This is a genomic window from Enterococcus sp. DIV0187, from assembly GCF_051713785.1.
GTDB lineage: Bacteria > Bacillota > Bacilli > Lactobacillales > Enterococcaceae > Enterococcus_A > Enterococcus_A avium.
The window spans coordinates 894,837-919,337 of sequence record NZ_JBIOQO010000002.1; the positions used below are offsets into that span (position 1 = coordinate 894,837).

Below are 24,501 nucleotides of genomic sequence, written 5' to 3' on the forward strand. Positions count from 1 at the left end.
AATGAGTGAGCCGAATGCTGAAAGGAATTCCAAGTATTTTAACGCCTGATCTATTAAAAATCATTATGGAGATGGGACATGGTGATGAATTGCTGATAGCAGATGGGAATTATCCAAAATTTGGACAACCCGATTTAGTTATCCATATGGATGGGCATAATATTGTAGAATTATTAACCGCTATTTTGCAGTTTGTTCCATTGGATAGCTATGTGGATACCCCCGTTTATTATATGGAAGTATTGGCAGATGATCCTTATGTACCAGTTATATGGGATGAATATGATCTCATCCTGGAAAAAGCAGAAGGAAGAAAAATTGTTCCTGAAAAGATCGATAAGCCCGAATTTTATCGACGGGGAAAGAATTGCTACGCAGTGATAAAGAGCGGTGAAAGTGCTCTATATGCCAATATTATTATAAAAAAGGGCGTTGTCAATCCAACGCCTTGATGAGAAAGAGTTGATAACTATTACCGAGATTAGACTTTTTAATTCAGAATTAAACGTCCGCGTGAATACTCTTGGGGCAGAATTAACAAGTATTTTGCATCAGGAAAAAGAGTACCTTTGGCAGGCTGATAAAGAAAAATGGGGCAGACATGCTCCGAACCTGTTTCCCATTGTTGGGAAATTAAAAGAAGATCACTTTGTCTACAATGGAAACGAATATCCTATGACTCAGCACGGGTTTGCGCGAGATATGGAATTTTCAATTGTTGAATATGCAGCGGACAAAGCAATCTTGAGACTAAGCCAAACAAAAGAAACATTGGCTAACTATCCCTTCATGTTCGTTTTTGACGTTATTTACACGCTGGACAGAAATGCTCTTCGTGTTGATTACCGGGTGGTAAATCCGAGTGATTCCCAAGAGCTGCTCTTTTCAGTAGGTGCTCACCCTGGTTTTAACATTCCGAATGACAGCGATAATCTTTTAGTGATTACTTCTGAAGAGCCGATGGAAAGAATCCCGATAGATTCGGTGGAGGTATTGACTAGGTATAGCGATAAATACAGTGAAAACGATCCAAAGAAGTCTACCTATTCATTAAATGAAGAACTGTTCAGTGAAGGAGTTCTCATTTTCTGTACAACATCAAAAACCGAAATTCAGCTAGTACATCGGAATGAGCGAATACTCAAAGTCAGTTATGATCAAATGCCTTACTTAGGAATATGGTCTACCTACCCTGAACAATCCAATTTTGTCTGTATTGAGCCTTGGTGCGGAATAGCAGATGATAGTGACAGCACGGGTTTATTAACAGAGAAAAGAGGCATAAACAGACTTAGTCCCAACAATAAATTTACTTGCAATTATGTGATTGAGATCGGCTAAAGAAATTTCGAAAGGAGCAGTGCAATTGAAAGCATTAGTAGTAACGGATGTAGCAAACATGGAACTGTTAGATATGGACAGGCCAAAAATCAAGGATGACGAGGTTTTAGTAAAGGTTGCTTTTTGTGGAATTTGCGGTTCTGATTTGCCAAGATTTTTTGATGGTGGCGTCCATGCCTTTCCGCAGGTATTAGGGCACGAATTTTCCGGAGTTGTTGAAGAAATTGGAGCAACTGTAACTAAATTAAAAAAAGGAGATAGAGTTGCGGTAGCACCGCTTGTGCCATTAACACCGCCAGAAGATTGGGCTGGGAACAATCCAGCTATGGGCGGAAAATACAGTTTTATCGGGTCAAGGCAGCAAGGAGCGATGGCTGAGTTTGTTGCTGTTCCAGAAGAAAATTGCGTCATTGTTCCAGATAGTCTGCCATTAGATGAAGCAGCATTAGTTGAGCCCCTTACTGTAGCCATTCATGGAGTGGAACGTTTAAACTTGCGCGCAGGCGCAACTGTCTTAGTGTTAGGAGCTGGCACGATCGGTTTACTGACAGTGGCCGTTTTAAGAGCTCGTGGCGTAGGAAGTATTGTAGTTGTAGACTTAAACAGCAAGAAATTAGCCGCGGCAAAATTAGTAGGCGCCGATGTAGGGATCAATCCTAATGAATTCTCATTAGAGGATTATTACGACAAAAATGATTTACCTGAAATAGTCGTAGAAACAGCGGGAAGCCATGTTACTCAGAAACAGGCGTTGGATTTTGTATCCAAGATGGGACAAATCGCCTATATCGGAACCATGACGAAGCCTATCTCATTTGAACCGGAAGAATTTGAACAGATACTTAGAAAAGAAGTGACCATTACAGGAGCTTGGATGTCGTATTCAGGACCATTTCCAGGCTTTGAATGGACAGCCGCATTGCGCTATATGGACTCTAAAGTGCTAGATATCTCTTCGTTAATTACTGGATATTTTGCATTAGAGGACAAGGAAAAACCATTTGAATTGATGGTTGAAAAAGAATCGCCGCAAATTAAATTATTGTACAAAATTAGTGGTGAACAATAACGTAAGCGAACAATAAATTCAAACACCTTAAGAAGGCTGATCGATAGTTAAAAAACTGGCGATCAGTTTTTTATTGTCCAATTTGGTATAACGACCCCATTTCGTTTTTAATTATATAGATGGAAAAAGTGTTACCGATTATGAACTGATTTTCCTTACTAAGCCCAGAAGAAAATTTCAAGTTGCACGACATTCTTTGAAAATCGGCGGTACAATATCGAAAAACAGAAATTCACGTCCTTCAATGAAATACAGAATCTACTATTCAAGAGTCCCAGAAATGGTTTAAACCAACAACTAAAGAAAAACTAAAAAGAGAAGCAATAGGCTAAGAGAGTGATCAATGAGTTGGGTGATCTCTTATTATTTTGCTGGCAGTGCGCTATCAAAGGAATCTTTCATTTTACTCGGCATTGAATCGGCTAATAATTTGCCAAGTTCTTCTTCAGGGACAATCATTCCAGATTCCACCCATTCTTTGGTCATAGACACCGCACCATGGGAGTTAAAACGAATAAAAAATTCCATTTCTTTTGATAGTATTCGCTGCGGATTTTCCTGAGAAATCACATTTGAAAAAACTTCATTAGTGTAGTCGTTCATCGCTCGCTCTAAATTTTGGTAGGATGTATCAGAAAAACCTCTTCGATAAAAGGTAGAATACTCGCGAATCAGTTTAAGTACACGCGTACAAGTAGCGGACCAAGGCTCTGTGCCAAAATATTGTTTCATAATTGATTTTTTTTGACATCCATAAATCCAACTAATCAGATCGTATTTATCTTGAAAATGATAATAAAATGTTTCTCGACTAATGTCACTTTTTTTACATAATTCACTCACTGAAATTTCCTCAATACCTTTCGTTTTAAGTAGGATGAGAAAATTATGGGATAGCTGGTCTTTGGTTTTGTTTGTCATAAATAGGCTCCTTTCGTTTTACAGAATTGAGATTTTGTTAAGGTAATGCAGGAAATTTCTTACAAAAGAAACCTTTTGTAAGTGTACTTTGTAAAGTGGACAAAGTATGCTTAAGACAATAAAACAAATGACTGAACAGCCTAAAATGAAGGCGCTGTTATACCTTTAGTATAGCAAAAGAAAAGTAGGTTTTGCGCAGGTATTTTCGTATTGAAAAGGAAAGGAGGAGCAGATGAAAAACTTTGCTGAATTAAAAAAAAGATTCCGCAATTCACGGGAGTTAAAAACAATTGTTGTAGTAAATGCTGTTGATCAAGTCTCGATTCAAGCTGCGATTATGGCTAAAAATCAGAACCTGGCTAAAAGTATATTAGTTGGAGATGCAGTGAAAATTCGCGAACTGCTTTTGGAAAATAGAAACGACACTGAAGATTTTGAAATAATCTCAGCAGAAACCCCTGAAATCGCTGCTGAAATTTCGATTAACCTGATTCGAGAGGGGCATGGAGAGGCTTTATTAAAAGGCCATATTCAAACGGGAACGCTGCTAAAAGCTGTAGTTAATAATGAGAACGGTATCAAAGAGGGCCCGTTACTTTCTCATGTAACATTGTTGCAAATTCCAGGCTACCAAAAACTATTAGGCTTCACTGATGGAGCAATGGTTCTATTTCCTGATTTTAGTCAAAAAAAATTATTGTTGGAAAACGCTGTCACACTTTTTCATAAGCTGGGTTATGAAAAACCTAAAGTAGGCATTATTGAAGCCAATGAGCTTGTTCATCCTAAAATTACAACCTCTCTAGAAGCAGAGCAATTGATGCAGCTACAGCGTTCAGGGGAGATTACTGGATGTGTGATTCAAGGACCGATTTCTTTTGATTTAGCTACCGATCCTGCCGCTGTAGAAGCAAAGCAATATACGGGTGCCGTAAAAGGGGATGCAGATATTCTTTTAGCACCAAATATTACAGTGGCAAATGTGATGGTAAAAGCCTTGCAAACCTTTGGTAGAGCCAAGACAGCCGGTATTGTATTAGGTGCGAAATGTCCAATTATTTTAGTGTCCAGAGCGTCATCAGCAGAAGAGAAAGTTACCTCGATGATGTTGGCATTAGCAGCGGCAAAGGGGGAATAAAGATGTCTGTTCAGATACTAGCGATCAATTTAGGTGGAACAACTACAAAGGTTGGCTATACCAGAGATAATACGTTTCAATTTAAGGAAACAATCGAGCATTCTATTGCAGAGCTAAACCAATTTTCCAGTGTTTTTCAGCAAAAGGAGTTTCGCTTGAAAGAGATTTTAAAACTTTTAGAGACGAAAGGAGTAAGTGTCAGGAATCTATCGGCGGTAGTAACACGAGCGGGTGTACTTCCTCCAATTGACGCAGGCGGCTATGAGGTGAACGAATTGATGGTGGACTACAATACAAACTATCAAGCGATTGAACACATTTCCAACTTAGGAACAAGTATTGCCCGTCAATTAGCAAAGCTCGCTGGAAAAAATGTTAAAGCTTACATTTATGACGGGGAAACCTTGGATCAATTGTCCGATCTTGCTCGAATCACTGGGACGAAAAAAATTCCTAAGCAAAGTATCGGACATCTGTTGAACATGCGAGCAGTGGGAAGAGTAGCCGCTCAAAAAATTGGAAAAAAAGTTGAGGAATGTAATTTTGTGATTGCTCATATGGGCGGCGGCACCTCTGTTTGTGGACTTGCTAAAAATCGAATTGTTGATGTTTTAGCAGATGATGAAGGGCCTTTTTCGGTTGAACGGGCAGGTAGTATTGCCCTTAAGCATGTTATTAAATTATGTTACGAATTACCTCAAAATGAAGTGATGAAAATTTTACGAAGAGAGGGCGGCCTCTATTCTTATTTAGGAACAAATGATGGACGTGAAGTTGAAAAGAAGATTGAGCAGAGGGATGACTATGCAAAGCTTGTGTATGAGGCACTTGCGTATCAGGTTAGTAAGGCCTGCGGAGAGATGGCGGTAGCAGTTGAGGGTGATTTAGATGGCATTATTTTGACAGGCGGCTTGGCTAATTCTGCGATGATTTGCTCATGGATAGAAAAGTGGGCAGGATTTTTAGCTCCTATCATACAAGTTCCTGGTGAATATGAGTTGGAGGCGTTAGCTGGTGGAGCTTATCGCATATATATCGGTGAGGAAAAGGCCAAATTATTTACTATCGCTACAGATTAATAAAAATAATATTTAGGAAAGGGAGAAGGTAAGATGACTGTAATTGAAGAAATGATTGAAAAAGCCCGAATAGCTCAGCAAAAAATCAACTATTATAATCAGGAGCAAACGGATGAGATGGTCAGAATTATTGGCAAAGCCATTTATGATCATGCGAAGGAATTAGCTGAAGAAGCTGCTGAAGAAACCCAGTTTGGAAATGCCGAAGCCAAACAAACGAAAAATGAATTTTTTTCTAGTGCCCTATGGTATCACCTAAAGGATAAAAAATCGGTAGGTGAAATTGAGCGCAATGAAGAGACAGGAATTATCAAAATCGCCCATCCTGTCGGTGTGATAGGGAGTATTGCACCAGTAACGGTACCCAATATTTTACCAATGGGAAATGCGATGCTGGCGCTGAAGGGAAGAAATGCGATTATTATTTCACCACATCCGAAATCTAAAAGATCTGTACAACATACAGTGGACTTAATGCGGTCTGCCCTAGCCTCTGTTGGCGCACCAATGGATTTAATTCAGGTAGTACCGGAGCCTAGTATGGAGGCTTCAAAAGAAGTAATGGAAAAGACGGATGTTGTTATTGCGACAGGTGGTCCAGGCTTAGTTAAGGCAGCTTATTCAAGCGGTACGCCAGCCTTTGGTGTTGGTGCTGGGAACTCGCAATTGATTTTAGAAGATGTCGAAGATTATACTGCCTTTGCGACTGATACGGTTGCCGCACGTCAATACGATAATGGGACTGCTTGTGTGTGTACACAAACCTTGATTTATCCGCGTAAAGTTGAAAAAGATGTTCGAGATGCCATGGAGCAGGCGGGAACCTACTGGATAGATGATGAGGAGCAGGTTGAGAAAATCCGGCAAGCACTTTTTGATAAAGAAGGTCATTTTGCAAAAGATTTAGCAGGAAGAGATGCACTGGTCGTAGCTAATAAGGCAGGAGTAACTATTCCAGAAAACACCAAAATTATCGCCGTTAAAGTTACTGAATTTGGTCATAAAGAACAATTGAGTGCTGAAAAAATTTGCCCTGTACTTTCAGTTATTGCCTATGATCGTTTTGAAGAGGCTTTGGATATTGCTGTGGCAAACTATGAAGTCGCTGGAAAAGGACATACAGCAGGTATTTATTCATCTAATGAACAACACATTATTAAGGCGGGAATAGAAATTCCAGTTTGCCGCCTAATGGTAAATCAACCAACTAGCGATAGCGGAAGCGGTCCGCATAACTCAATTATTCCAACTAATTCCATCGGTTGTGGTTCTTGGGGAAATAATAGTATTTCTGAAAACCTTAGTTACAAACATTTATTAAACATTCAACAAGTAGCTTTACGTATTGAAAAAAAACCAATGCCAGAATATGTCTGGTAAAAAAGGAGAATAATCATCATGGGAAACCCAGTTGTTAACAATGCAAAAATAACTACTAATGATCCGAAACGGTTACAAAATTTTGAAGTAATCAAACAGTTTTTTTCTCTTTATTTAGAACCCCGCGAACTGTTTTATGCTTTGTGGGTAGAAGATGAGCCGGTAGTGTATTTACCATTTACGACGGAAGGTGTGGCTGTATGTAAAGCTTCTTCTCTTGAAGGCTGGGAAGCTGTGAAAAGCTTTTGGGACCCAATTTTTGACTGGAAAGGGAAGTTTGACTGGACGATTGATGAAGTCATTTTTGGTGAAGATCCAGATGTTATTATTACAAAGGCTAGAAGTGATATTGACGCTCAAACTGGACCCCAGTTCAATAATGTGCACCTAAGCTACCAAGGAACATATTTGCAGCTTTTCCATTTTGAAAATGGGAAAGTAAAATCCTTTGAGGAATTGTATGACACAGACTTTTTAAATAAACAATATCAAGCATAAGAATTTCAGTTCCTCTTTACGCACAATTCTAGCTGAATTAGTAAAAACCAAAGTGGAAGCAATCAAAATCAGAAGAAGTATAGAGGAATGATATACGGCAAGAAAATCAGACTAATTTTTCAGTAAGGAAAAATTAATCCATTAAAATGAATAAGGATTTCAGTTCCTCTTTTCGCAGAATTCTAGCTGAATCAGTAAAAACCAAAGTGGAAGCAATCAAAATCAAAAGAAGTATAGAGGAATGATATACGGCAAGAAAATCAAACTAATTTTTCAGTAAGGAAAAATTAATCCATTAAAATGAATAAGGATTTCAGTTCCTCTTTTCGCAGGAACCTAGCTGAATCAGTAAAAACTAAAGTGGAAGCAATCAAAATCAGAAGAAGTATAGAGGAATGATATACGGCAAGAAAATCAGACTAATTTTTCAGTAAAGAAAAATTAATCCATTAAAATGAATAAGGATTTCAGTTCCTCTTTTCGCAGAATTCTAGCTGAATCAGTAAAAACCAAAGTGGAAGCAATCAAAATCAAAAGAAGTATAGAGGAATGATATACGGCAAGAAAATCAGACTAATTTTTCAGTAAGGAAAAATTAATCCATTAAAATGAATAAGGAGATACTGCATGAAAGACTATTTTGACTATAAAGAAAAAATCTGTGTAGTTACTGGAGCAGCTTCAGGAATGGGGAAGGCTACCAGTCAAATGTTGATTGAATTAGGCGCTGTGGTTTATGCGATTGATTATTCAAAAGCAGAGTTGCCAGGGGTCAAAAAATTTATTCGTTGTGACCTTGCTCAAAAAATAGAAATTGATCGGGCCTTTGAGGAGTTGCCACAAAGGATTGACTGTTTCTTTGGTGAAGCAGGTATTTCAGGTCAACACCATGATTACAATACTGTGGTGATTGTCAACTTTATTGCAAACAAATATATTATAGAAGAGTATTTGAGCAAACGCATGAAGGAAAATGGTGCGATCGCATTTGTTTCCTCTTTAGCTGCAGTGTGGTGGGAAAATCATGTCAATGAAACACAGCCATTTATTGAGACAGCATCTTGGGAAGCAGCAGTCCAGGCAGTGGAGGCTTTAAACATGAATGATCAACCGGGAACCGAGGCATATTTCTTATCTAAGCGTTTAGTTAATCATTTAGTCTGTGCTACGGTACCAGCATTTGCAAAGAAAAATATACGAGTGAATTGTATCATGCCAGGAGCAGCAAAAACGGGATTGACACAAGATTTTGCAGACATGATGGGAGGCGAGGAGAATCTAGTCACAGGATTTGCGGATCGTCCAGCAATTGCGGAAGAAATGGCAGCGCCCATCGTGTTTTTAAACAGTTCAATGGCAGGTTACATCAATGGGATTTGTATGGTCATTGATGCCGGAGAAAGCTCTACACAAATGATCAATAAGGAACTTCGCGCGTATGATTTTGATTTATTTACAAAGAAATAGCTATTTGATACTTTAGAAATACAATAACTCAAGTTTGCAAGCCAGCAAACAGACGAGACAGGGATAAAACTAAAAATAGTTCTATTCCTGTTTTTATTTTAAAAAGGTGATCATTATTTCGAATCAAAAACTTTCTATTTTTCTGCGTATTTTAGAGTAAAAGGACTTTGATAGCGGTTGTTTTGCCATGTTATAATGTAGGCGAGAAAACCTGCTGTCTGAAAGGCAGGAAAAGAGTAAGCGTCAGATAGGTTCTTTCCAATTTCATGGGATTCGACGATTTTCCAATGATAAAACTTTTTTTCGTAATAAATTGAAACTGCACCGTCCATACATCTGTTTCTTTATGGTCTTTATCTTATTTACGCTACCTTCAGCTAAACCATTGTTATATTTATGAGTAATCGCATATTTGACTGCTGGGAAATCATTTAAGAGACTACCCACAAACTTTAATAGAGAGACATCATCAAAATTTTCTTTTACAGAAGACATCCAGCTTTTAAAAGACTCTAGATCTTGTTTTTTTAAACAATGACGAAATCTCCAAACTAATTCATAGAGTTGTTTGTATTTTGGATGCTGATTGAAAACTAATTCCAATAACTCACTATCAATGACGGGAACTTTCTCAATCGGTAAATAGAATAGTTTAATTAACCATTTTCGTTCTAATATTTCAATGGATTTCCCTTGATACTCTTCTTTAAAATGTTTATGAAGACGACGTTGCCGGGACATATATCCTCGAATAGCATCTACTGTTCCGGTATATCCTTTTTCAGAAATAATTTGAAAAATCTCTGAGTATGTTTTTCTTTCTTTACGAAGCGCAAGAACTTCTTTGCGATATTTTTCTAATTTACCAGGACGATCGATCCCATATTGTCCGCTGAGAGAAGAAGCATCTTTTCCTAAATATCTTACAATTGTTTGAGGCGTGTATCCTGTAATATCAGTTATTTCGGAAAGGGCAACTCCTTTTTTGGCAAGGGCTCTCACTTCATCAATTTGTTGTTGTTTTTCTTCCATTAGCTCATTATGATGTCGTTCCCAAAATATTGCTTTATCTTCCGGAATTTCCTTCTCCTTCATTTTTATATACTTGGAAATAGTTTTAAGGCCGAAGCCTGTTTTCATTCGAATTTCTTGCTGTGTCATACCGTCGGTATGCAGCCGTTTTACATAAACAATTTTATCTCTTCGTGAAGCATATAGAAGAAAATCTTCAAATTTTTCATATTTTTCATTGGAAATCTCGATTGGAATCCTTGGCGGGAAAGAGTGGCGCATGAATGTTTGAGCGAGTTCACAAAGACGAGCAACCAAATGAAATCTATCGGTGACTTGTATTGCATGAGGGAATGCTTTCTTAATCGCTGCAGAGTATGTACGAGAACCATCACGTGACACCAGCTCAACACATTTGAATTTTTTAAGCCATTCGATCACATCCTCTTTTTCACGAGATTCCAGCAGGTCAACAATTTTCCCAGTTTTGATATCTACCATAATTGTGCCATAACGTTGGCGTTTCTTCAGAGCGAAATCATCAATGCATATTTCAGCTACATCATAATCTACGTGAATTTTTTTTTTGCCCAAGATAATTACATAGACTACTCTTCCTTACTATGATTCCCATTTCTTCAAGGTCTTTAGTCATACCTACAGAACTCCGACTTTCTGCTAAATCAACAATTAGTTTCATCAATCGTGTTGTTTTTCGTGCATTTCGTTCCCTAAAAGGGAACGTCTCAGAAAATGTTTTTTTAGAACAGTCAGGATTTTGACATTTGAATCTTCGTATAAGTAAATTTAAATAGACTGTCTTACTTTGAATCGGTAGATCTTGAATTTTAGTAGTATAAGAATCATGAATATTGGTGGATTTGCAGCGACATGTGGGGCACTTTGCCGAGGTAGAAATGGAAGAAACATCAAAGGTAATTTTCTCTTTTGTTATTTGACAGTCATCAACATGTAAATTAACGTCCAATGATAAAAGTAATTCTTCCAAAGAAATACGCCTCCTTATCATGTAACAGTAACTACCAACAATTAAATTATACTACATTTAGTATATCGAATCCCATGAAATTGGAAAGAACCGTCAGATAGTAAGGTGTATTAAAAGCCCATCAATCCTCCTGTATACTTAAGGATGATTGATGGGCGTGCTTTTTTTATTAATAGTTAGCTTGGCACTTTCTTTGAACTTCCTGATTCCAAGGCAAATAAGCTGCCAGCGCAGGTTTTGTTAAACTTGGCAGGTTGGGGATATTTTCAAATAAATAGATCAGATATTTTCTTGGATCTAAGCCATTTTCTACAGCTGTCCGTAGAATGCTCAGAATGATTCCTGTTGCTTGCGCCCCTTTTTCGCTTTTTGAGAACAACCAGTTTTTTCGACCGATCACCAATTCTTTGATGGCTCGTTCCGCGCGATTGTTCGTGGTTTCTAACCGTCCATCCTCTAAGAAAGTACACAATCCTTCCTTGTACTTTAGCAGATACGCAACGGCTTCTCCCAGTTTTGATCTTGGGAGAACACATAGATTAGATGCCCAAGAAAAGAATTCCTCCACGATGGGTTTGATCCATTGACTGCGCTGTTTTTGACGATCCGTTGGATCTAGATGGCGTAGTTTCTTCTCTTCTTTGAAAAGAAGGTCGCAATAGCGCTCGCCTAATAAGGCGGTGCTATATTTTTTGGGCTGTGAGCCGATCGCTTCATGAAATTTCCGACGAACATGTGCCCAGCAGTAAACATTCTTGATGCCAGCCATTTTTCCATAAGCTGCGTAAGCATCACTATGTAGATAGCCAGTAAAGTGTGTAAGAAAATTCTGAGGGATTTCATGTTTGCGCGATAATTCATGTTGGTAAAGAACAATGGGATAGCTTTCTGCTTTTCCAGAAGTATACAGCCAATAATAGGTCGTGGCTTTTGGAACGTCTAAGACATTGTAGTGCGTCTCATCCGCATGAATGACTTCTTGGTTCTGTAAGGTATCTTTTAATAGTTGATACAGCGGCGACAAGACGTAGTCTGTCGCCAGAAGATGCCAATGTGTAATTTTCTGGCGATCCAATGGAAAGCCAAAGGTTTTCCATTCGTTCTCTTGCCGATAGGCAGGCACTTTCTTGATATATTTTTCAACGATTGTCTGAGCTACCATCGTAGGACTGCCAAAACTATTATTGATCAGAGGTTTTGGTACACGAGCTTTCTTAATTGATGTTGTTCCATTGTCTTTTTCACATGTGCAACACTTGTACGCATGCTGGTGAAATAAATTTTTTTCAATATGAGCAGGAATAAATAGAGGTTCTTCACGGACGACGGTGGAGCCAATTTCAGTCATGTGAGTACCACAGGCATCACAAAGACAGTCTTCGCCCTCCAAATAATAGTGAAGATGGTTTGCGGGTAAGTGGGCAAGCGACAAGGCTTTTTTTCCTTTTGTCTTTTTCCGTCTAAAGCTCTTTACCTCAATCAATTCCTGGCTTTCCTGACCAGTCTGCTCTGGTTCCTTAAAAGGGTCTGTATCAAATAAATTTGTTTGCCCATCGACAGATGGCGTATCTTCTTTTTTTCGTCCATACATCTGACGCTGCATCGCGAATAGCTGTTCTTGAAGGTACTGATTTTGTTCAAGGACGAGTTCAAATTGTTCAGTCATTTCTTGGAGACGCTTCTCCAGTTTCTTGTTATCCAAAAGAAGCTGATTTCCCTTTTTAGTCAATCATTTACACCTCCACGCTTGATATCACCTGTTATTATTATACCATTTCTGACGACAAAAAAGTAGTAGAAATCGCATAAAACCAACGTTTCTACTACTTCAATAGAAGGCACCCTTGGTGCTGGAATGAATGGTTTTCTTCTCTTCGATCGAAAAGCCTATAAGCAGTCGTTTCAATTGCCGAACATCTAATTTCTTCATTTCTGAAGAGTTTTTCGGCCATTGAAGCCGACCATTTTCAAATCGTTTGTACAATAATAAAAAGCCATCACCTTCCCAGTAAAGTGCCTTGAAGCGGTCTGGTTTTGAGCCACAAAACAGAAAGAGCGAGTGATCGAAAACATCGAGTTGATATGTTTCTGTGACAAAGGCCGCAAGTCCATCGATTCCTTTTCGAAGATCGGTTTTCCCACAAACGATAAAGATATTAGGTACGTGAGTGAAGTCGAGAAGCATGGATGCTCAACTCCTTCATGATCGTTGCCAAAATATATTTGTCCGTTCCATTGTAGATGTAAGCTTCAGCTTGTCCCAATTTCACTCGAGCCGCGAGTTTTGATTTCGCTGGAGCAGTTGGCGACATCGGTGGATTTCGATCCACGATCTGAATAGGTACGATCTCTTTTTTCTCCATAGTATGCCTCCTGTAAGTTGATACAGTAAGTTTAACAGTCGGCGAAGGAGAAAACGAGACACCCTACTATGTGACGTTTACGGAAAAGAGATGCACGTGTATTTACCAACCAACGATCTATTATTCAAAAAATTACTAACTTCGGAGGATTCCCAGCATATTCTAAAAGCATTCGTCAAAGATTTATTAGGCTTAGAATTCGAGAGACTGATGCCAAAGCAGACCTATCACATTGACAGCTATAAGAAATCCTATGAAGAACGGGAAAAGATGGAGGTAAAGCTTACCGAGGTTGACATCCTGGCAGTCGCTGAAGATGGAAGCTATACCACGATTGAGTGTCAAGTTCAGGCGCAAAAGTATTTTCACGAAAGAAGCCTCTTCTATCTAGGGGAAGCCTATCGCTCGCCTTTTGGCAATATCGCTAAAAATGAAGTGAAGAAAAGCAATTTTTCGAGCCTGCGCCCAGCGTATGGTATCAATATTGTCGATTTTCATTTGTTCGATGACACAGAAAGTGCCCTGCAATTGTTCCGTTTAATGAATCCCGAGACCAATCGCCTTTTTCTAAATAAAGAGGGAAAAGAGCTGTTGATACTTGTTTTTCTTAGTTTGAAGAACGACGTACTTAATACGCAACATGCGGCGTATCACTGGCATTATTATTTCAAGACAGGAGAAGTGAAGACTGACGCCCCCGACTATATCAAAGAAGCGAAAAAGAAGACAGACTTCTTAACATTGGAAGAGGAGGAAAAGGAAATGATCATGAAAATCGATAAAGCCCGAGCAATAGCAGAGGCAGAGTTGGAGTACGCTCGAGATGAAGGCATGGCAAAAGGTATAGCAAAAGGGAGACAAGAAGAACAAAAAAGAAATCTGGAAGAAAAACGAGTGCTGCTTCTAAACTTAATGCAAACCTCTCTCTCATTGAAAGAAATCTCAGAGATAAGCGGGGTAGATATTGAGACACTGAAAAAGTGGAAGGCAGAATCGAAGTAGCTGCGGGAAGATTTCAAAATGAGTGATACTACGATTAATATTTTTGAGCTCAGTCATCAAAAGTGATGGCTGAGCTTTTTATATAGAAAGAATAATAGAATTCCGATTTTTTTCAGCAAAAGCTAAGCGAAGATTTTTATAAGTGATTACGAAGAATCAGTTGGATACGGTATACTAAAGTTGAAAGCGAATACAATTATTTGCGGAAGTTACTCAGATTTTTCTTTAATTATTTTGAAAAATCTCGATCGTTACTTCTTAGAATTTTAAACTATATTAGAGTAGAAAGAAGGTTGATTCGTCATGGAAAACTATTATTCATCAGAAACCCGACAGCTATTACAGGAACTCACGAATAAACATAAAGGAATCAACATCACTGTTGGCATGCTAAAACAAGGTGAGGCGGTTTTTGATGCTTGGAATGCTGAAAATGAGTCTATTCCGCATAATTTGTCCTATGATATTGGCTCAATTACTAAGCTTTTCACGACTTCTTTACTAGCTAAGTATGTTTTTGAAAATAAAATTGTTTTGGATGCGCCGTTGAATCATTATATTTTAGGATTGCCAGAGCGTTTTTATCCTACAATCCAGCAATTAGCAACACATTCTTCGGGCTATCCAACAGAGATTCCCTATACGAAGTTGCAAACGGTGAAAATGATGCTGACGATGAATCAGCAGGGTGGCTTTTTGCATACAAATCCTTATCACGGAACTTTGGATAGTACAAAAATGCTTGAGGTGCTGCGGACAACACCAATACAACCAAAAACGTATAAGTTTGCTTATAATAATTTTGCATTTGGTGTTCTTGGATATATTCTTGGGCAGCAAACGCAAAAAACAGCGTATGAAGCGATGGATGACTTCATTGAAAAGGATCTTGGTTTGAAGGAAACAAATTCAAGTAGTTCTGCTGAAATGTTTGGACATGACCGAAAGCAGCAAAAGACAAAAAGCTGGGAATGGGATAAAACGGATATCGTCTCATCGGCAGGATCATTAGTCTCAACGGCAAGCGATCTTTTAAAATTTAGTCAGGCCCATTTAATGAATACACCAAGCTATCTAGACTTGTGCCACAATAAATACACGAATGGGAATAAGCAATGGGATATGGGGCTGGGCTGGAGAATTGATAAGGACAATCAGAATATTCACTGGCATGATGGAAACGCAGGAGGTTTCAGCTGTATTTTGATACTTGATCGGAAAAATACATTAGCCGTCACCATCATGACGAACTATGGATTAGTTGATTTAAAGAAAATCGGCATGGCTCTGCTGAATGATTGCAAAAAAATGAACTAAGGACTTAAGCACTGCACACGATCTGACTTAAAGAAAACGGCTGCTTTTAAAGCAATATTTAATAAAAGAAAAATTAACCCTCCACTAAGCCACCACTTGCTTTTTTCTTAGTAAACTTTTCTGGTGACAAGAAAGTGAGGGGATAATATGGAAACAAACAATGCACAGGAGCAACCACAGACTTGGCGTCGAAAAACGATATTATTTATTATCAGCCAAGCCATCACGCTGTTTGGCTCATCCATCGTTCAGATGGCGATTATCTGGCAGGTGGCATTGGAGACCTCATCTGGCTTATGGGTGACGTTACTGACTTTGAGCTCGACGATTCCGCAAACGATCATTTCCTTTTTTGGCGGGGTGTGGGCGGATCGTTATCCGAGAAAACGACTAATTATACTTGCGGATCTAGGCATTGCCTTAGTGACCTTGCTATTAGCTGTTATTCTGATTGTTGGCAAAACAGCAAATATCCTGCCGTTGCTGCTGATAGTATCTGCTCTGAGATCATTTGGCTCTGGCATTCAGTCGCCAGCCGTGAGTGCGGTCATTCCGCAAATCGTACCAGAAGAGCAGTTGCTACGCTATAACGGTATCAACGGAAGTATGATGGCTATCGTCCAATTTGCTTCTCCAGCGGTAGCAGGAACAATTCTAGCGATTGGGTCCTTTCAATGGATTCTTTTGCTGGATGTAGCAACAGCAATTATTGGCATTACCATTCTTTGCTTTATCACCATCGCGAATCAAAAATGTGAGACACGGATGCACGCTACTTCTTTTCTTGTCGATATGAAAGCAGGTATCTCCTACGCTGTGAAAGAACAAAAGGTAAAACGGCTGCTGCTGACCTATGGCGCATTTATCTTTTTGAGTGTACCATCTAGTTTTTTAACGGTACTGATGATCGAGCGAACCTTTGGGGATAGCTATGTATATCTGACAGTCAATGAGATGGCCGGTTTTGCAGGAATGGTATTGGGAGGTATTTTGCTTGGGACTTGGGGCGGTTTTAAGGATAGGATGCGGACGTTTATCTATGGGCTACTCGGCTTTGGCCTGCTTTCATTAATACTTGGATTTACCTATCAATTTTGGCTCTTTGCCGCTTGTATGTTTTTCATGAGTTTTTTTATTCCAGTCGTTCAATCTTCAACCACGACTATGCTTCAAGAGCATGTGCCTGAAGATAAGCAGGGACGAATTTTTGGTCTTTTAGGTGCTATGTATAGTGGTTTTATGCCGCTTGGTACCGCAATCTTTGGTCCGCTTGCGGATGCTGTAAAAATTCAGTGGCTGGTGATCATTTGCGGTGTGTTCATCGTAAGCTTAGGTCTGCTGCAGTTAGTGAGAAAAGATTAGCTAATAGTTAGTGATGCTAAAAAACACCTAGTTTGTCTTTAGTGACAGACTAGGTGTTTTTATGATAATGGTTGAGAAAAATCGGCTTCTCATTGATGGTAAGAGAAGTTTTGACTCAACGTGATTTACTAACGGTAGACAATTGAATAAACACATTCATTTAATCAATCACAAAAAGAGCAGTCTTGCTACTTGTGCCGCCTACTGTATTAAGCTATCATCAAGGATAATCCATAAGATAGAGCTGTTTTGGCATTCTTCAATAGAACAGCGATATTCCATTACTTTGATTTTAGAAGTGGGAATTGTTGATTGTTTCCTTGTTTTTATCTAATAGGAGTGTTTGATAGATGAATAAAAAAATAGATTCATCACTGCCGGATAAGTGGCGGAGGAACTTGTATTTTTTTCTAGCTGGTCAGTTTTTGTCGGGAATAACCAGTATGATTGTTCAGTATTCCATCATTTGGTATTTGACTAAGATAACGGGTTCTGCAACGGTTTTAAGCTTTGCTACATTGTTAGGGATGATACCAATGGTTGTGTTGAGTCCGTTTGTAGGCCCTGTTGTGGATCGACGCAATAAAAAGTTTCTATTAATTATTACTGATATTGTTGTCGCGCTCTTTGCACTGATTCTTTCGATTACGGGGACGATTTCACCTGAGTTTCCATTATGGCTGGTTTTTGCATCGTTGTTTGTTCGGGCTGTCGCTCAAACGTTTCAAATGCCGATCATTCAATCGATACTGCCTACGATGGTACCAGAAGAGGAATTGACTAAAGTCAACGGGCAGCTTGGAATGGTCCAATCGGCGAACTATATTATTGCCCCAGCATTGGGTGCTTTCCTTTTCTCGATTGTTCCGATGAATTGGCTGATTCTGTTTGACGTACTTGGTGCTATTCTCGGCGTTGGGCTACTGCTTTTTGTAACGATTCCTCATGTCGTGTCCGAAGGGGAAAGTATTCATATTTTAGCGGATTCAAAGTTTGGGTTGAAGAAGCTGCTTGAAAATAAGGGACTTTGGTATATTACGCTTATCGGCTCGGTGTTCATGCTGATCTTTATGCCTGCAGCTAGTTTATATCCTTTAATGACGATGGAATATTTTAAGGGAACGGTAGGGCAAGCAGGTTTGATCGAAGTGATTTACGCGACTGGCATGTTAGCTGGCGGTGCGGTGATTGGCTTATTTGGTAAATGGAAAAATCGTATGCTGCCGATTCTTTTTTCTTATTTGGTTATTGGGGTAACCATTGGTTTAAGTGGATTATTGCCAGGGACACAAAAAGGATTTATGGTGTTTGTAGTTCTAAATGCTATTGCAGGCTTTGCGACACCTTATTTTAATACCTTATTGATGGCAATGATTCAACAAAGCTACGAACCTAAATATTTAGGCAGAGTGCTGGGAGTAATTAACTCGTTGATGAGTATCACGGGTCCTGTGGGATTGATTTTCGCCGGACCTATCGCAGATACTATCGGAGTCGAAAAAATGTTTATGATTGCCGGGATTGGCACCTTGGTTTGCGGCTTGATAAATGTTTTGATTCCTCAGGCACGGAATTATGATGTAGAGCTGCAGAAAAAAATAGTAGAACGAAAAGGACAAGAAAATTTTTCTGAGGAGTCTCTTTAGTAGAGACTTTCAATAAGGGTTTTATGAATAGACAAAGGGAGCTGTCCTCGTCGATAGCTCCCTTTGTTGTATAGTTTTTTAAAAGTCTGATCTAACGTAGAATAGAATGCTTTTTTGAAGGTGCTAATAAAAAACTTTTAAAAGTTATAAGCGCGTCTAGTTAAGCTTTTGAAGGAGTAGGAGGCAGCTTTATCTTGCGACTTATTGAATTTTTCTATTGTCTTCGAAACTTTTTTTCTCCTTAGGGCTTGAACCTAAAGTTGGCTTTAGGGTTATGATGAGATTGAACAAAGAAAATAACAATCAATTTTGGAGGGTTTTTAGATGACTTACACAAATAATTTTGAACTAAACAACGGGGTAAAAATCCCAGCTTTAGGTTTAGGAACTTGGTTACTGAATGATGAGCAGACAGAACAAGCGGTGATTGATGCGATTGCTTTAGGCTATCGTCATATTGATACTGCTCAAGCTTATGGGAATGAAAAGGGTGTTGGTGAAGGGGTTAGAAAAAGTGGAGTCGACCGTCAGGAGCTTTTTATTACAACCAAGGTTGCGGCTGAGGAAAAGTCTTACGAAGGTGCAGCTGCCTCCATTGATGAATCTCTTCGTAAAGCCGGTTTGGATTATTTCGATCTAATGATTATTCACAGCCCGCAACCATGGAAGGAAGTGAATCAGTCAGATGATCGCTACTTTGAAGGAAATATCCAAGCATGGAAAGCGTTAGAAGCTGCTTATAAGGCGGGAAAAGTAAGAGCAATTGGTGTTTCTAACTTTTTAAGAGAAGATTTAGAGAACCTATTGGAAAATACAGAGATCAAGCCAATGGTGAATCAAGTGTTGTGTCATATTGGAAATACACCGCTAGAACTGATCGAGTTTTGTCAGACGAATGGCATCCAAGTTGAAGCTTATTCACCTATTGGTCACGGAGCAGTTTTAAATCGCAAAGACGTGAAAGCTATTGCGGCGAAGTACGATGTCAGCGTGGCACAGCTTAGCTTGAAATACGCTTTGCAATTAGGAATTGTCGTGATCCCGAAAACAAGCAATCCGGATCATATGAAAAACAATGCAGAGTTGAACTTTGAAATCAACGATGCAGATATGGAAATGCTGAAAACCATTGAAAAAATCGATGATTACGGAGAACACGGCTTTTTCCCAGTATTTGGCGGCAAATTGTAATTGGAATAAAAACTTAACTAAAGGAGCGGAAAAAATGACACAAAAACAGTTAGTTGCCTTCTTTTCGGCAAGTGGAACAACGCGACGGACAGCCACTCAGCTGGCTGGAATTCTTGGTGCGGATATCCTTGAGATTGAACCGAAGCAACCGTATACTAGCGCTGATTTAGATTGGAATAATCCCAACAGTCGTAGCAGCCTGGAGATGACTGGCTCTTCGAATAATCTAGAACTTGCTGAAAATGCACTTGATCTAGCCAATTATGAAGTAATCTTTGTTGGTTATCCAATCTGGTGGGGTAAGGCGCCTAAAATCATAGAAGCTTTTTTTCAGCAGCGTGATTGGAAGGGGAAAACAATCATTCCCTTCTGTACGTCAGGCGGCAGCGGATTTGGATCTAGTGATCAAGCTCTAAAAGAAGCTACCAATGAACAGGCAAAATGGGTTCAAGGAAGAGAACTAACAAATTCTAATCCAAAGGCAATCGAGCACTGGGTGTCGCAAATGATTAAAAGTTAAAAATTATTGCAGTGTCTTTGGTGACACTAATATAATTGTTAAAGCTATCAGCGATAAGCAAGTAGTACTAAACAAAAGGACTGAAATCCACGTAGTTATGCTGAAAAACTACGGAACCTCAGTCCTTTTATTAAAATATGAATTTTGAGGAAGCATCAGTCAGCCGCTGTGTAGTGGACTACCTAGTCTTAGCCTTTTTTCTCATGGTGACAATTAGTTGCGCAACTTTTTTAGACTTGCTCCAAAAATCTGTTCAATCGTGTCTGGATCGTGATGGTCAAAAAATTGGCTGGCATTCTTGTCCAAAGAACCGATTAGCTCCATATCCGCGGCAGTTAATTCAAAGTCAAATATCGCCAGATTTTCTTTTTGACGCTCAGAATGCACTGATTTTGGAATGACGATAATGCCTCGTTGGATCAGCCACCGCAGAACAATCTGGCCTACAGATTTATGATGCTTTTGTCCGATCTCGGCAATTAAGGGATTACTGAAGATTTCAACTTTTCCCTCTGCGAAGGGCGCCCAGGCTTCGAGTAAAATATCGTTTCGCTGGTACCATTTAACTTCTGAATCTCGTTGGTACCAAGGATTGATTTCAATCTGGTTAATTGCTGGTTTAACATTGCTCATTAATTCAAGATTTTTAAGTTGATCTGGCCAAAAGTTGGATACGCCTAAGGATTTAATTTTTCCTTCTTTTTGCGCTTCTTCCATGGCTCGCCAGGCACCAGCAATATCGCCATAGGCTTGATGCAAAAGAAATAAATCAATATAATCGGTCCCTAATTCTTTTAAGTCATGATCAATCGCTTTTTTTGCTTCCTCGTACCTGTAGTTAGAAACCCAAAGCTTTGTGGTGAGAAAGACGTCATCCCGTGGAATTTTGCTATTTTTAAGGGCTTCACCCACGGCTTTTTGATTATTATAAGCCTCGGCAGTGTCAATTAATCGATAACCATTAAACAGAGCACTTTCGATAGCTGTGACTGCTTCTGCAGGATCAGTTATTTGAAAAACACCAAAGCCTAATTGAGGAATTGTATGTCCATCGTTCATTTTTAGCATAGGAATGGTTGTCATAATCAGTTCAGCTTCTTTCTTATTTATCGTCTGCATGAACATCAAAAGCATTCAGCAGCATTTCTTTCGTACCAGATGCATCTGGATCGTGCATGCCTTTGTTCTTATCTAGCAGGCGAATACTATCCATTTCATCACTCGTAAGTGCAAAGTCGAAAATGTTTAAGTTAGAAATCATCCGTTCGGAGTGGACTGTTTTTGGAAAAACAATGATTCCTTCCTGATATTCAAAGCGCAGAATGATTTGACCAACATTTTTAGCGTATTTCTTTGCTAGATTTTTCAAAATCGGTTCATTCAGCAGTTCTTGATTTCCTTGTCCTAATGGTGCCCAAGCTTCAAGCGTCACGTTGTTTTCAGCCATTATTTTTCGCAGTTCCTTTTGCTGGAAATAGGGGTTGAACTCTACTTGATTAACAGCAGGCATAGTTGTGAAGCTATTTTCCCATTTTCGCCAAATTTTTGGCGTCATATTGGAAACGCCGATCGAACGTATTTTTCCTACTGATTTTGCTTCTTCCATTGCTTTCCAGGCTTCATCGACTTTTCCATAGGGTTGATGGATCAGATAGAGATCAATATAGCCTGTTTGTAGTTTTTTTAGCGAAAGATCAATGGCCTTTTTTGCATCTTCGTAAGCATAATCTTGCAGCCACATTTTTGAAGTGATCCAAATGTCATCACGAGAGATGCCGCTGTCTTGAATGGCCTTGCCGACTTCTGTTTCATTAAAGTAGGCGACTGCGGTATCAATGTGGCGGTAGCCAATTTCCAAGGCCTTCAAAACGGCCGCATAGGTTGACCCATCGTTTGGAATTTGAAACACACCAAATCCGATGGCTGGAATTGAGTTATTGTCGTTTAGTTTAAATGAAGGATTATTCATTGTAGATACACTCCTTTGTCTTAATTAACTAAAGTTTAGTAGATAAAGTGAGCGTTGGAAATTCATAATTAATTATGCTAGTATACGGTAAACGTATGGAGGGGAATCATGATTGATAATTATTTGCTGGAGGAGCTTGTGGCATTTAAAAAATACGGAACACTCGCGGCGGCCGCTGATCAACTGGGACTTTCTCAACCAGCCCTGACTCGAGGGATGAAGAAATTGGAGACTGAGCTAGAGGTTCAGCTTTTTAATCGTGGAGCTAATCGGATTACGTTGACCAAAGCTGGGATATTCGCTGCAGAAAGAGCGGAGGATGTTCTTTCAGTAAATAGAAGCTACGTATCCGATATCCAGCGTTTCGACAAAAGTCAAAGAGAGCTCACGATTTGTTCCGCTGCTCCGGGACCATTAATCGTCTTGGATTCATTAAAGCTTCCCAACATAAGTATGGAAGAAAAGCTGGCTGAACGACCGAACTGGATTGAGCTGTTGCTAAAGGAACAGTATAGTTGTGTCGTGACCAATTATCCGCTTAAGGATAAGAGAATTGACTCTGTGTATTTAGGAAAAGAAAGATTAACGGTAAACTTAAGCGGATTTACTGATCTAGCTAGTCAAGGAAGTGTTACCTTTGAGCAGCTGAGTGATTTGACTTTTTTAGTATTAAGGGACATCGGTATTTGGACTGATGTTATTCAAGGAAAAATTCCCAATGCTAAATTTCTCTACCAAGATAATCACGAAAATTTTGAGGAGATAAAGAATTATTCGGTTTTTCCGTTTTTTACAACGAATGTTTCCAAACTCGATCCCTGCCTGCATAAGGAGCTAGTCAATGATCGCGTGCCAATTAAAATCGAGGATGATATTGCCGAAATGACATTTTATGCAAGCTTTTTAAAAAGCAACAGATCGCGTCTTGAACCTGTGATTGAAGCTTGGCAAGATGGGTGGATAAGGATTGATTAGGTTTTACTGTAATTGTAAGTTGTTATTTAATAGAAATTAAGAATGTTCAAATAAACTCGAGCTTAATCATCTTTTGTGATGGTTAAGCTTTTTTGAATTGAGAAAAATTAGCAAGGCAGATCGTCAGGGGTGATTTTTGTGCTTAAGTCTGACAGAAATCCCATTATAGGTAAGGATATAGATACTATTTGTTACGATATTTTTAGAAGCAGGCACAATCTTTATTACTGCACATCTATGTAATGCTATAGAAACCATCCTTCATAAACGATAGAATAAGATATGAAAAGGGATTTAGTAGGTACAAAAATAAAGAAGGAGCTTAACAAATGAACGTTCAAGAACTTCAATGCTTTATGAAAGTATTCGAGACAAAAAGTATGAACCAGACGGCGAGTCAGCAGTTTATGACGGCTCAAGGCGTAGGAAGAATCATCAACCGTCTAGAAAATGAGCTTGATACGCAATTATTTGTTCGAAGCAGTAAAGGAGTTGAGCCAACTGCCACTGCTAAAATACTGTACAGCTACAGTGAACGATTAATTGATTATTTCACCTTGCTGCATACGGCGATTCAAAATGAAAAAGAAAAGCAAAATCACTTAAAAATTTATCTGGCTAGAGGTGTTCTGAAGGCTCTGTCCTTTGATTTTTTGCATGATTTTCAATGTGCTTATTCAGAGGTTGAGTTTAGCTGGAAGGAGATGGCTAATCAGGAGGTCAATCACAAGATTCGACAGCTAGAAGGAGAGGTCGGTATTGTCATCGGGAAAGTTGATGACAAGGAGATTACTTCACTTTTTATTGAGCGTAAGGAAGTCAAACTGCTAGTGTATCATGGGCATCCATTTTATCAACGAGATACGATTGACTTAGCCGAGCTGCAAGGGGAAGAGTTGATTATCTTAAATGAGAATTACCACGTTTACCATGAATTTACCCGATCATGTGAAGAAAATAACATTAAAATCGAGCTGGTAGCAAAGACTGAAGATACTTCATTATTGGTCAATTTGAGTCGAATGAAGATAGGATTGGGGATTGTTTTAGATTTTTCATTGGATGGGTTTGAAATGAAGGATTTGAAGGTAGTCTCATTAAAAGAACCATTATACTGGGACATTTATGCGATCTTTCATCGTGATCAAACGGATTCGCCAAATGTACAGCGATTTAAGAGCTATATTAACCGTAGAAATAAATTGGTATAAGGTTAGTGATTTTGATTGGTACCGATGGGATA

Annotated in this window: 24 protein-coding genes; 16 read left to right on the forward strand and 8 right to left on the reverse strand. The window is 39.0% G+C overall.

Annotated elements, in window-relative coordinates:
- Positions 1–14: 14 nt before the first annotated feature.
- From IGI52_RS24300 to IGI52_RS24310, 3 genes are read left to right on the forward strand one after another with little or no spacing between them, the layout of a single operon-like run.
- A complete protein-coding gene (locus tag IGI52_RS24300) occupies positions 15–452 on the forward strand; it encodes an RbsD/FucU family protein (RefSeq protein ID WP_181235910.1) in 438 nt (145 codons plus the stop codon).
- A gap of 10 nt (positions 453–462) precedes the next feature.
- Positions 463–1,341, forward strand: a complete 879-nt coding sequence (locus IGI52_RS24305) for an aldose 1-epimerase family protein (protein WP_438782608.1) — start codon at positions 463–465, stop codon at positions 1,339–1,341.
- Between the two features lie 19 nt (positions 1,342–1,360).
- A complete protein-coding gene (locus tag IGI52_RS24310; RefSeq protein ID WP_438782609.1) occupies positions 1,361–2,410 on the forward strand; it encodes a galactitol-1-phosphate 5-dehydrogenase in 1,050 nt (349 codons plus the stop codon).
- A 363-nt stretch (positions 2,411–2,773) separates the two neighbouring features.
- Here IGI52_RS24310 and IGI52_RS24315 read toward each other — a convergent pair whose 3' ends face one another.
- A complete protein-coding gene (locus IGI52_RS24315; RefSeq protein ID WP_207487918.1) occupies positions 2,774–3,331 on the reverse strand; it encodes a TetR/AcrR family transcriptional regulator C-terminal domain-containing protein in 558 nt (185 codons plus the stop codon).
- A 232-nt stretch (positions 3,332–3,563) separates the two neighbouring features.
- On the opposite strand from IGI52_RS24315, the gene IGI52_RS24320 reads away from it, so the two are divergent.
- From IGI52_RS24320 to IGI52_RS24340, 5 genes are all read left to right on the forward strand, one after another.
- Positions 3,564–4,469 (forward strand): phosphate acyltransferase, encoded by a 906-nt coding sequence (locus IGI52_RS24320; protein ID WP_207487920.1) that lies wholly within the window; start codon positions 3,564–3,566, stop codon positions 4,467–4,469.
- Positions 4,470–4,471: 2 nt separating this feature from the next.
- The gene (gene buk / locus IGI52_RS24325) at positions 4,472–5,548 is read left to right on the forward strand and encodes a butyrate kinase (RefSeq protein ID WP_438782610.1); all 1,077 of its coding nucleotides are present in this window, start codon (positions 4,472–4,474) and stop codon (positions 5,546–5,548) included.
- A gap of 33 nt (positions 5,549–5,581) precedes the next feature.
- Positions 5,582–6,928: an aldehyde dehydrogenase family protein gene (locus IGI52_RS24330; protein ID WP_438782611.1), complete on the forward strand. Its 1,347-nt coding sequence runs from the start codon at positions 5,582–5,584 to the stop codon at positions 6,926–6,928.
- Between the two features lie 18 nt (positions 6,929–6,946).
- Positions 6,947–7,426: a hypothetical protein gene (locus IGI52_RS24335; RefSeq protein ID WP_438782612.1), complete on the forward strand. Its 480-nt coding sequence runs from the start codon at positions 6,947–6,949 to the stop codon at positions 7,424–7,426.
- A 627-nt stretch (positions 7,427–8,053) separates the two neighbouring features.
- On the forward strand, positions 8,054–8,893 hold the full coding sequence (locus IGI52_RS24340) for an SDR family oxidoreductase (protein ID WP_438782613.1): 840 nt from the start codon (positions 8,054–8,056) through the stop codon (positions 8,891–8,893).
- A 264-nt stretch (positions 8,894–9,157) separates the two neighbouring features.
- Here the strand turns inward: IGI52_RS24340 and IGI52_RS24345 are convergent, their stop codons facing one another.
- From IGI52_RS24345 to IGI52_RS24365, 5 genes are all read right to left on the reverse strand, one after another.
- On the reverse strand, positions 9,158–10,498 hold the full coding sequence (locus tag IGI52_RS24345) for an ISL3 family transposase (protein ID WP_438780108.1): 1,341 nt from the start codon (positions 10,496–10,498) through the stop codon (positions 9,158–9,160).
- Positions 10,467–10,913 carry a transposase family protein gene (locus tag IGI52_RS24350; RefSeq protein ID WP_438780107.1) on the reverse strand — a complete coding sequence of 149 codons (447 nt, stop codon included), beginning with the start codon at positions 10,911–10,913 and terminating at the stop codon, positions 10,467–10,469. Before IGI52_RS24350 ends, IGI52_RS24345 begins: the two co-directional genes overlap by 32 nt.
- 169 nt (positions 10,914–11,082) lie before the next feature.
- The gene (gene tnpC / locus IGI52_RS24355; RefSeq protein WP_438780295.1) at positions 11,083–12,642 is read right to left on the reverse strand and encodes an IS66 family transposase; all 1,560 of its coding nucleotides are present in this window, start codon (positions 12,640–12,642) and stop codon (positions 11,083–11,085) included.
- Positions 12,643–12,741: 99 nt separating this feature from the next.
- The gene (gene tnpB, locus IGI52_RS24360) at positions 12,742–13,098 is read right to left on the reverse strand and encodes an IS66 family insertion sequence element accessory protein TnpB (RefSeq protein ID WP_216411126.1); all 357 of its coding nucleotides are present in this window, start codon (positions 13,096–13,098) and stop codon (positions 12,742–12,744) included.
- On the reverse strand, positions 13,070–13,276 hold the full coding sequence (locus tag IGI52_RS24365) for a hypothetical protein (RefSeq protein WP_270791438.1): 207 nt from the start codon (positions 13,274–13,276) through the stop codon (positions 13,070–13,072). The genes tnpB and IGI52_RS24365 overlap by 29 nt, the downstream gene beginning before the upstream one ends.
- A 90-nt stretch (positions 13,277–13,366) precedes the next feature.
- Here IGI52_RS24365 and IGI52_RS24370 point away from each other — a divergent pair, with 90 nt between their 5' ends.
- The 6 genes from IGI52_RS24370 to IGI52_RS24395 all read left to right on the forward strand — a co-directional run bounded on the left by IGI52_RS24370 (position 13,367) and on the right by IGI52_RS24395 (position 20,314).
- Positions 13,367–14,278, forward strand: a complete 912-nt coding sequence (locus IGI52_RS24370) for an Rpn family recombination-promoting nuclease/putative transposase (RefSeq protein WP_438782614.1) — start codon at positions 13,367–13,369, stop codon at positions 14,276–14,278.
- Between the two features lie 303 nt (positions 14,279–14,581).
- Entirely contained in the window at positions 14,582–15,595 is a 1,014-nt protein-coding gene (locus tag IGI52_RS24375) for a serine hydrolase domain-containing protein (RefSeq protein WP_207486761.1), read from the forward strand.
- 147 nt (positions 15,596–15,742) lie between these two features.
- Positions 15,743–16,957, forward strand: a complete 1,215-nt coding sequence (locus IGI52_RS24380) for an MFS transporter (protein WP_438782615.1) — start codon at positions 15,743–15,745, stop codon at positions 16,955–16,957.
- A gap of 350 nt (positions 16,958–17,307) precedes the next feature.
- The gene (locus tag IGI52_RS24385; protein ID WP_438782616.1) at positions 17,308–18,603 is read left to right on the forward strand and encodes an MFS transporter; all 1,296 of its coding nucleotides are present in this window, start codon (positions 17,308–17,310) and stop codon (positions 18,601–18,603) included.
- A gap of 324 nt (positions 18,604–18,927) precedes the next feature.
- Entirely contained in the window at positions 18,928–19,794 is an 867-nt protein-coding gene (locus IGI52_RS24390; protein ID WP_438782617.1) for an aldo/keto reductase, read from the forward strand.
- A 34-nt stretch (positions 19,795–19,828) separates the two neighbouring features.
- The gene (locus IGI52_RS24395; RefSeq protein WP_438782618.1) at positions 19,829–20,314 is read left to right on the forward strand and encodes a flavodoxin; all 486 of its coding nucleotides are present in this window, start codon (positions 19,829–19,831) and stop codon (positions 20,312–20,314) included.
- Positions 20,315–20,527: 213 nt separating this feature from the next.
- On the opposite strand, the gene IGI52_RS24400 is transcribed toward IGI52_RS24395, so the two are convergent.
- A complete protein-coding gene (locus IGI52_RS24400) occupies positions 20,528–21,397 on the reverse strand; it encodes an aldo/keto reductase (RefSeq protein ID WP_438782700.1) in 870 nt (289 codons plus the stop codon).
- A gap of 19 nt (positions 21,398–21,416) precedes the next feature.
- Positions 21,417–22,283 (reverse strand): aldo/keto reductase, encoded by an 867-nt coding sequence (locus tag IGI52_RS24405; RefSeq protein WP_070504166.1) that lies wholly within the window; start codon positions 22,281–22,283, stop codon positions 21,417–21,419.
- 108 nt (positions 22,284–22,391) lie between these two features.
- Here IGI52_RS24405 and IGI52_RS24410 point away from each other — a divergent pair, with 108 nt between their 5' ends.
- Both IGI52_RS24410 and IGI52_RS24415 read left to right on the forward strand, forming a co-directional pair.
- A complete protein-coding gene (locus tag IGI52_RS24410) occupies positions 22,392–23,258 on the forward strand; it encodes a LysR family transcriptional regulator (protein WP_207486751.1) in 867 nt (288 codons plus the stop codon).
- A gap of 329 nt (positions 23,259–23,587) precedes the next feature.
- A complete protein-coding gene (locus IGI52_RS24415) occupies positions 23,588–24,469 on the forward strand; it encodes a LysR family transcriptional regulator (protein ID WP_438782619.1) in 882 nt (293 codons plus the stop codon).
- The last annotated feature ends 32 nt before the right edge of the window (positions 24,470–24,501 follow it).

Bases quoted from the DNA above. Each gene is read 5' to 3' on its own strand.
- IGI52_RS24300 (WP_181235910.1), top strand. From the start codon at position 15: ATGCTGAAAGGAATTCCAAGTATTTTAACGCCTGATCTATTAAAAATC.
- IGI52_RS24315 (WP_207487918.1), bottom strand. From the start codon at position 3,331: ATGACAAACAAAACCAAAGACCAGCTATCCCATAATTTTCTCATCCTA.
- IGI52_RS24320 (WP_207487920.1), top strand. From the start codon at position 3,564: ATGAAAAACTTTGCTGAATTAAAAAAAAGATTCCGCAATTCACGGGAG.
- buk (WP_438782610.1), top strand. From the start codon at position 4,472: ATGTCTGTTCAGATACTAGCGATCAATTTAGGTGGAACAACTACAAAG.
- IGI52_RS24330 (WP_438782611.1), top strand. From the start codon at position 5,582: ATGACTGTAATTGAAGAAATGATTGAAAAAGCCCGAATAGCTCAGCAA.
- IGI52_RS24335 (WP_438782612.1), top strand. From the start codon at position 6,947: ATGGGAAACCCAGTTGTTAACAATGCAAAAATAACTACTAATGATCCG.
- IGI52_RS24340 (WP_438782613.1), top strand. From the start codon at position 8,054: ATGAAAGACTATTTTGACTATAAAGAAAAAATCTGTGTAGTTACTGGA.
- tnpB (WP_216411126.1), bottom strand. From the start codon at position 13,098: ATGCTTCTCGACTTCACTCACGTACCTAATATCTTTATCGTTTGTGGG.
- IGI52_RS24365 (WP_270791438.1), bottom strand. From the start codon at position 13,276: ATGGAGAAAAAAGAGATCGTACCTATTCAGATCGTGGATCGAAATCCA.
- IGI52_RS24370 (WP_438782614.1), top strand. From the start codon at position 13,367: ATGCACGTGTATTTACCAACCAACGATCTATTATTCAAAAAATTACTA.
- IGI52_RS24375 (WP_207486761.1), top strand. From the start codon at position 14,582: ATGGAAAACTATTATTCATCAGAAACCCGACAGCTATTACAGGAACTC.
- IGI52_RS24380 (WP_438782615.1), top strand. From the start codon at position 15,743: ATGGAAACAAACAATGCACAGGAGCAACCACAGACTTGGCGTCGAAAA.
- IGI52_RS24385 (WP_438782616.1), top strand. From the start codon at position 17,308: ATGAATAAAAAAATAGATTCATCACTGCCGGATAAGTGGCGGAGGAAC.
- IGI52_RS24390 (WP_438782617.1), top strand. From the start codon at position 18,928: ATGACTTACACAAATAATTTTGAACTAAACAACGGGGTAAAAATCCCA.
- IGI52_RS24395 (WP_438782618.1), top strand. From the start codon at position 19,829: ATGACACAAAAACAGTTAGTTGCCTTCTTTTCGGCAAGTGGAACAACG.
- IGI52_RS24400 (WP_438782700.1), bottom strand. From the start codon at position 21,397: ATGACAACCATTCCTATGCTAAAAATGAACGATGGACATACAATTCCT.
- IGI52_RS24405 (WP_070504166.1), bottom strand. From the start codon at position 22,283: ATGAATAATCCTTCATTTAAACTAAACGACAATAACTCAATTCCAGCC.
- IGI52_RS24410 (WP_207486751.1), top strand. From the start codon at position 22,392: ATGATTGATAATTATTTGCTGGAGGAGCTTGTGGCATTTAAAAAATAC.
- IGI52_RS24415 (WP_438782619.1), top strand. From the start codon at position 23,588: ATGAACGTTCAAGAACTTCAATGCTTTATGAAAGTATTCGAGACAAAA.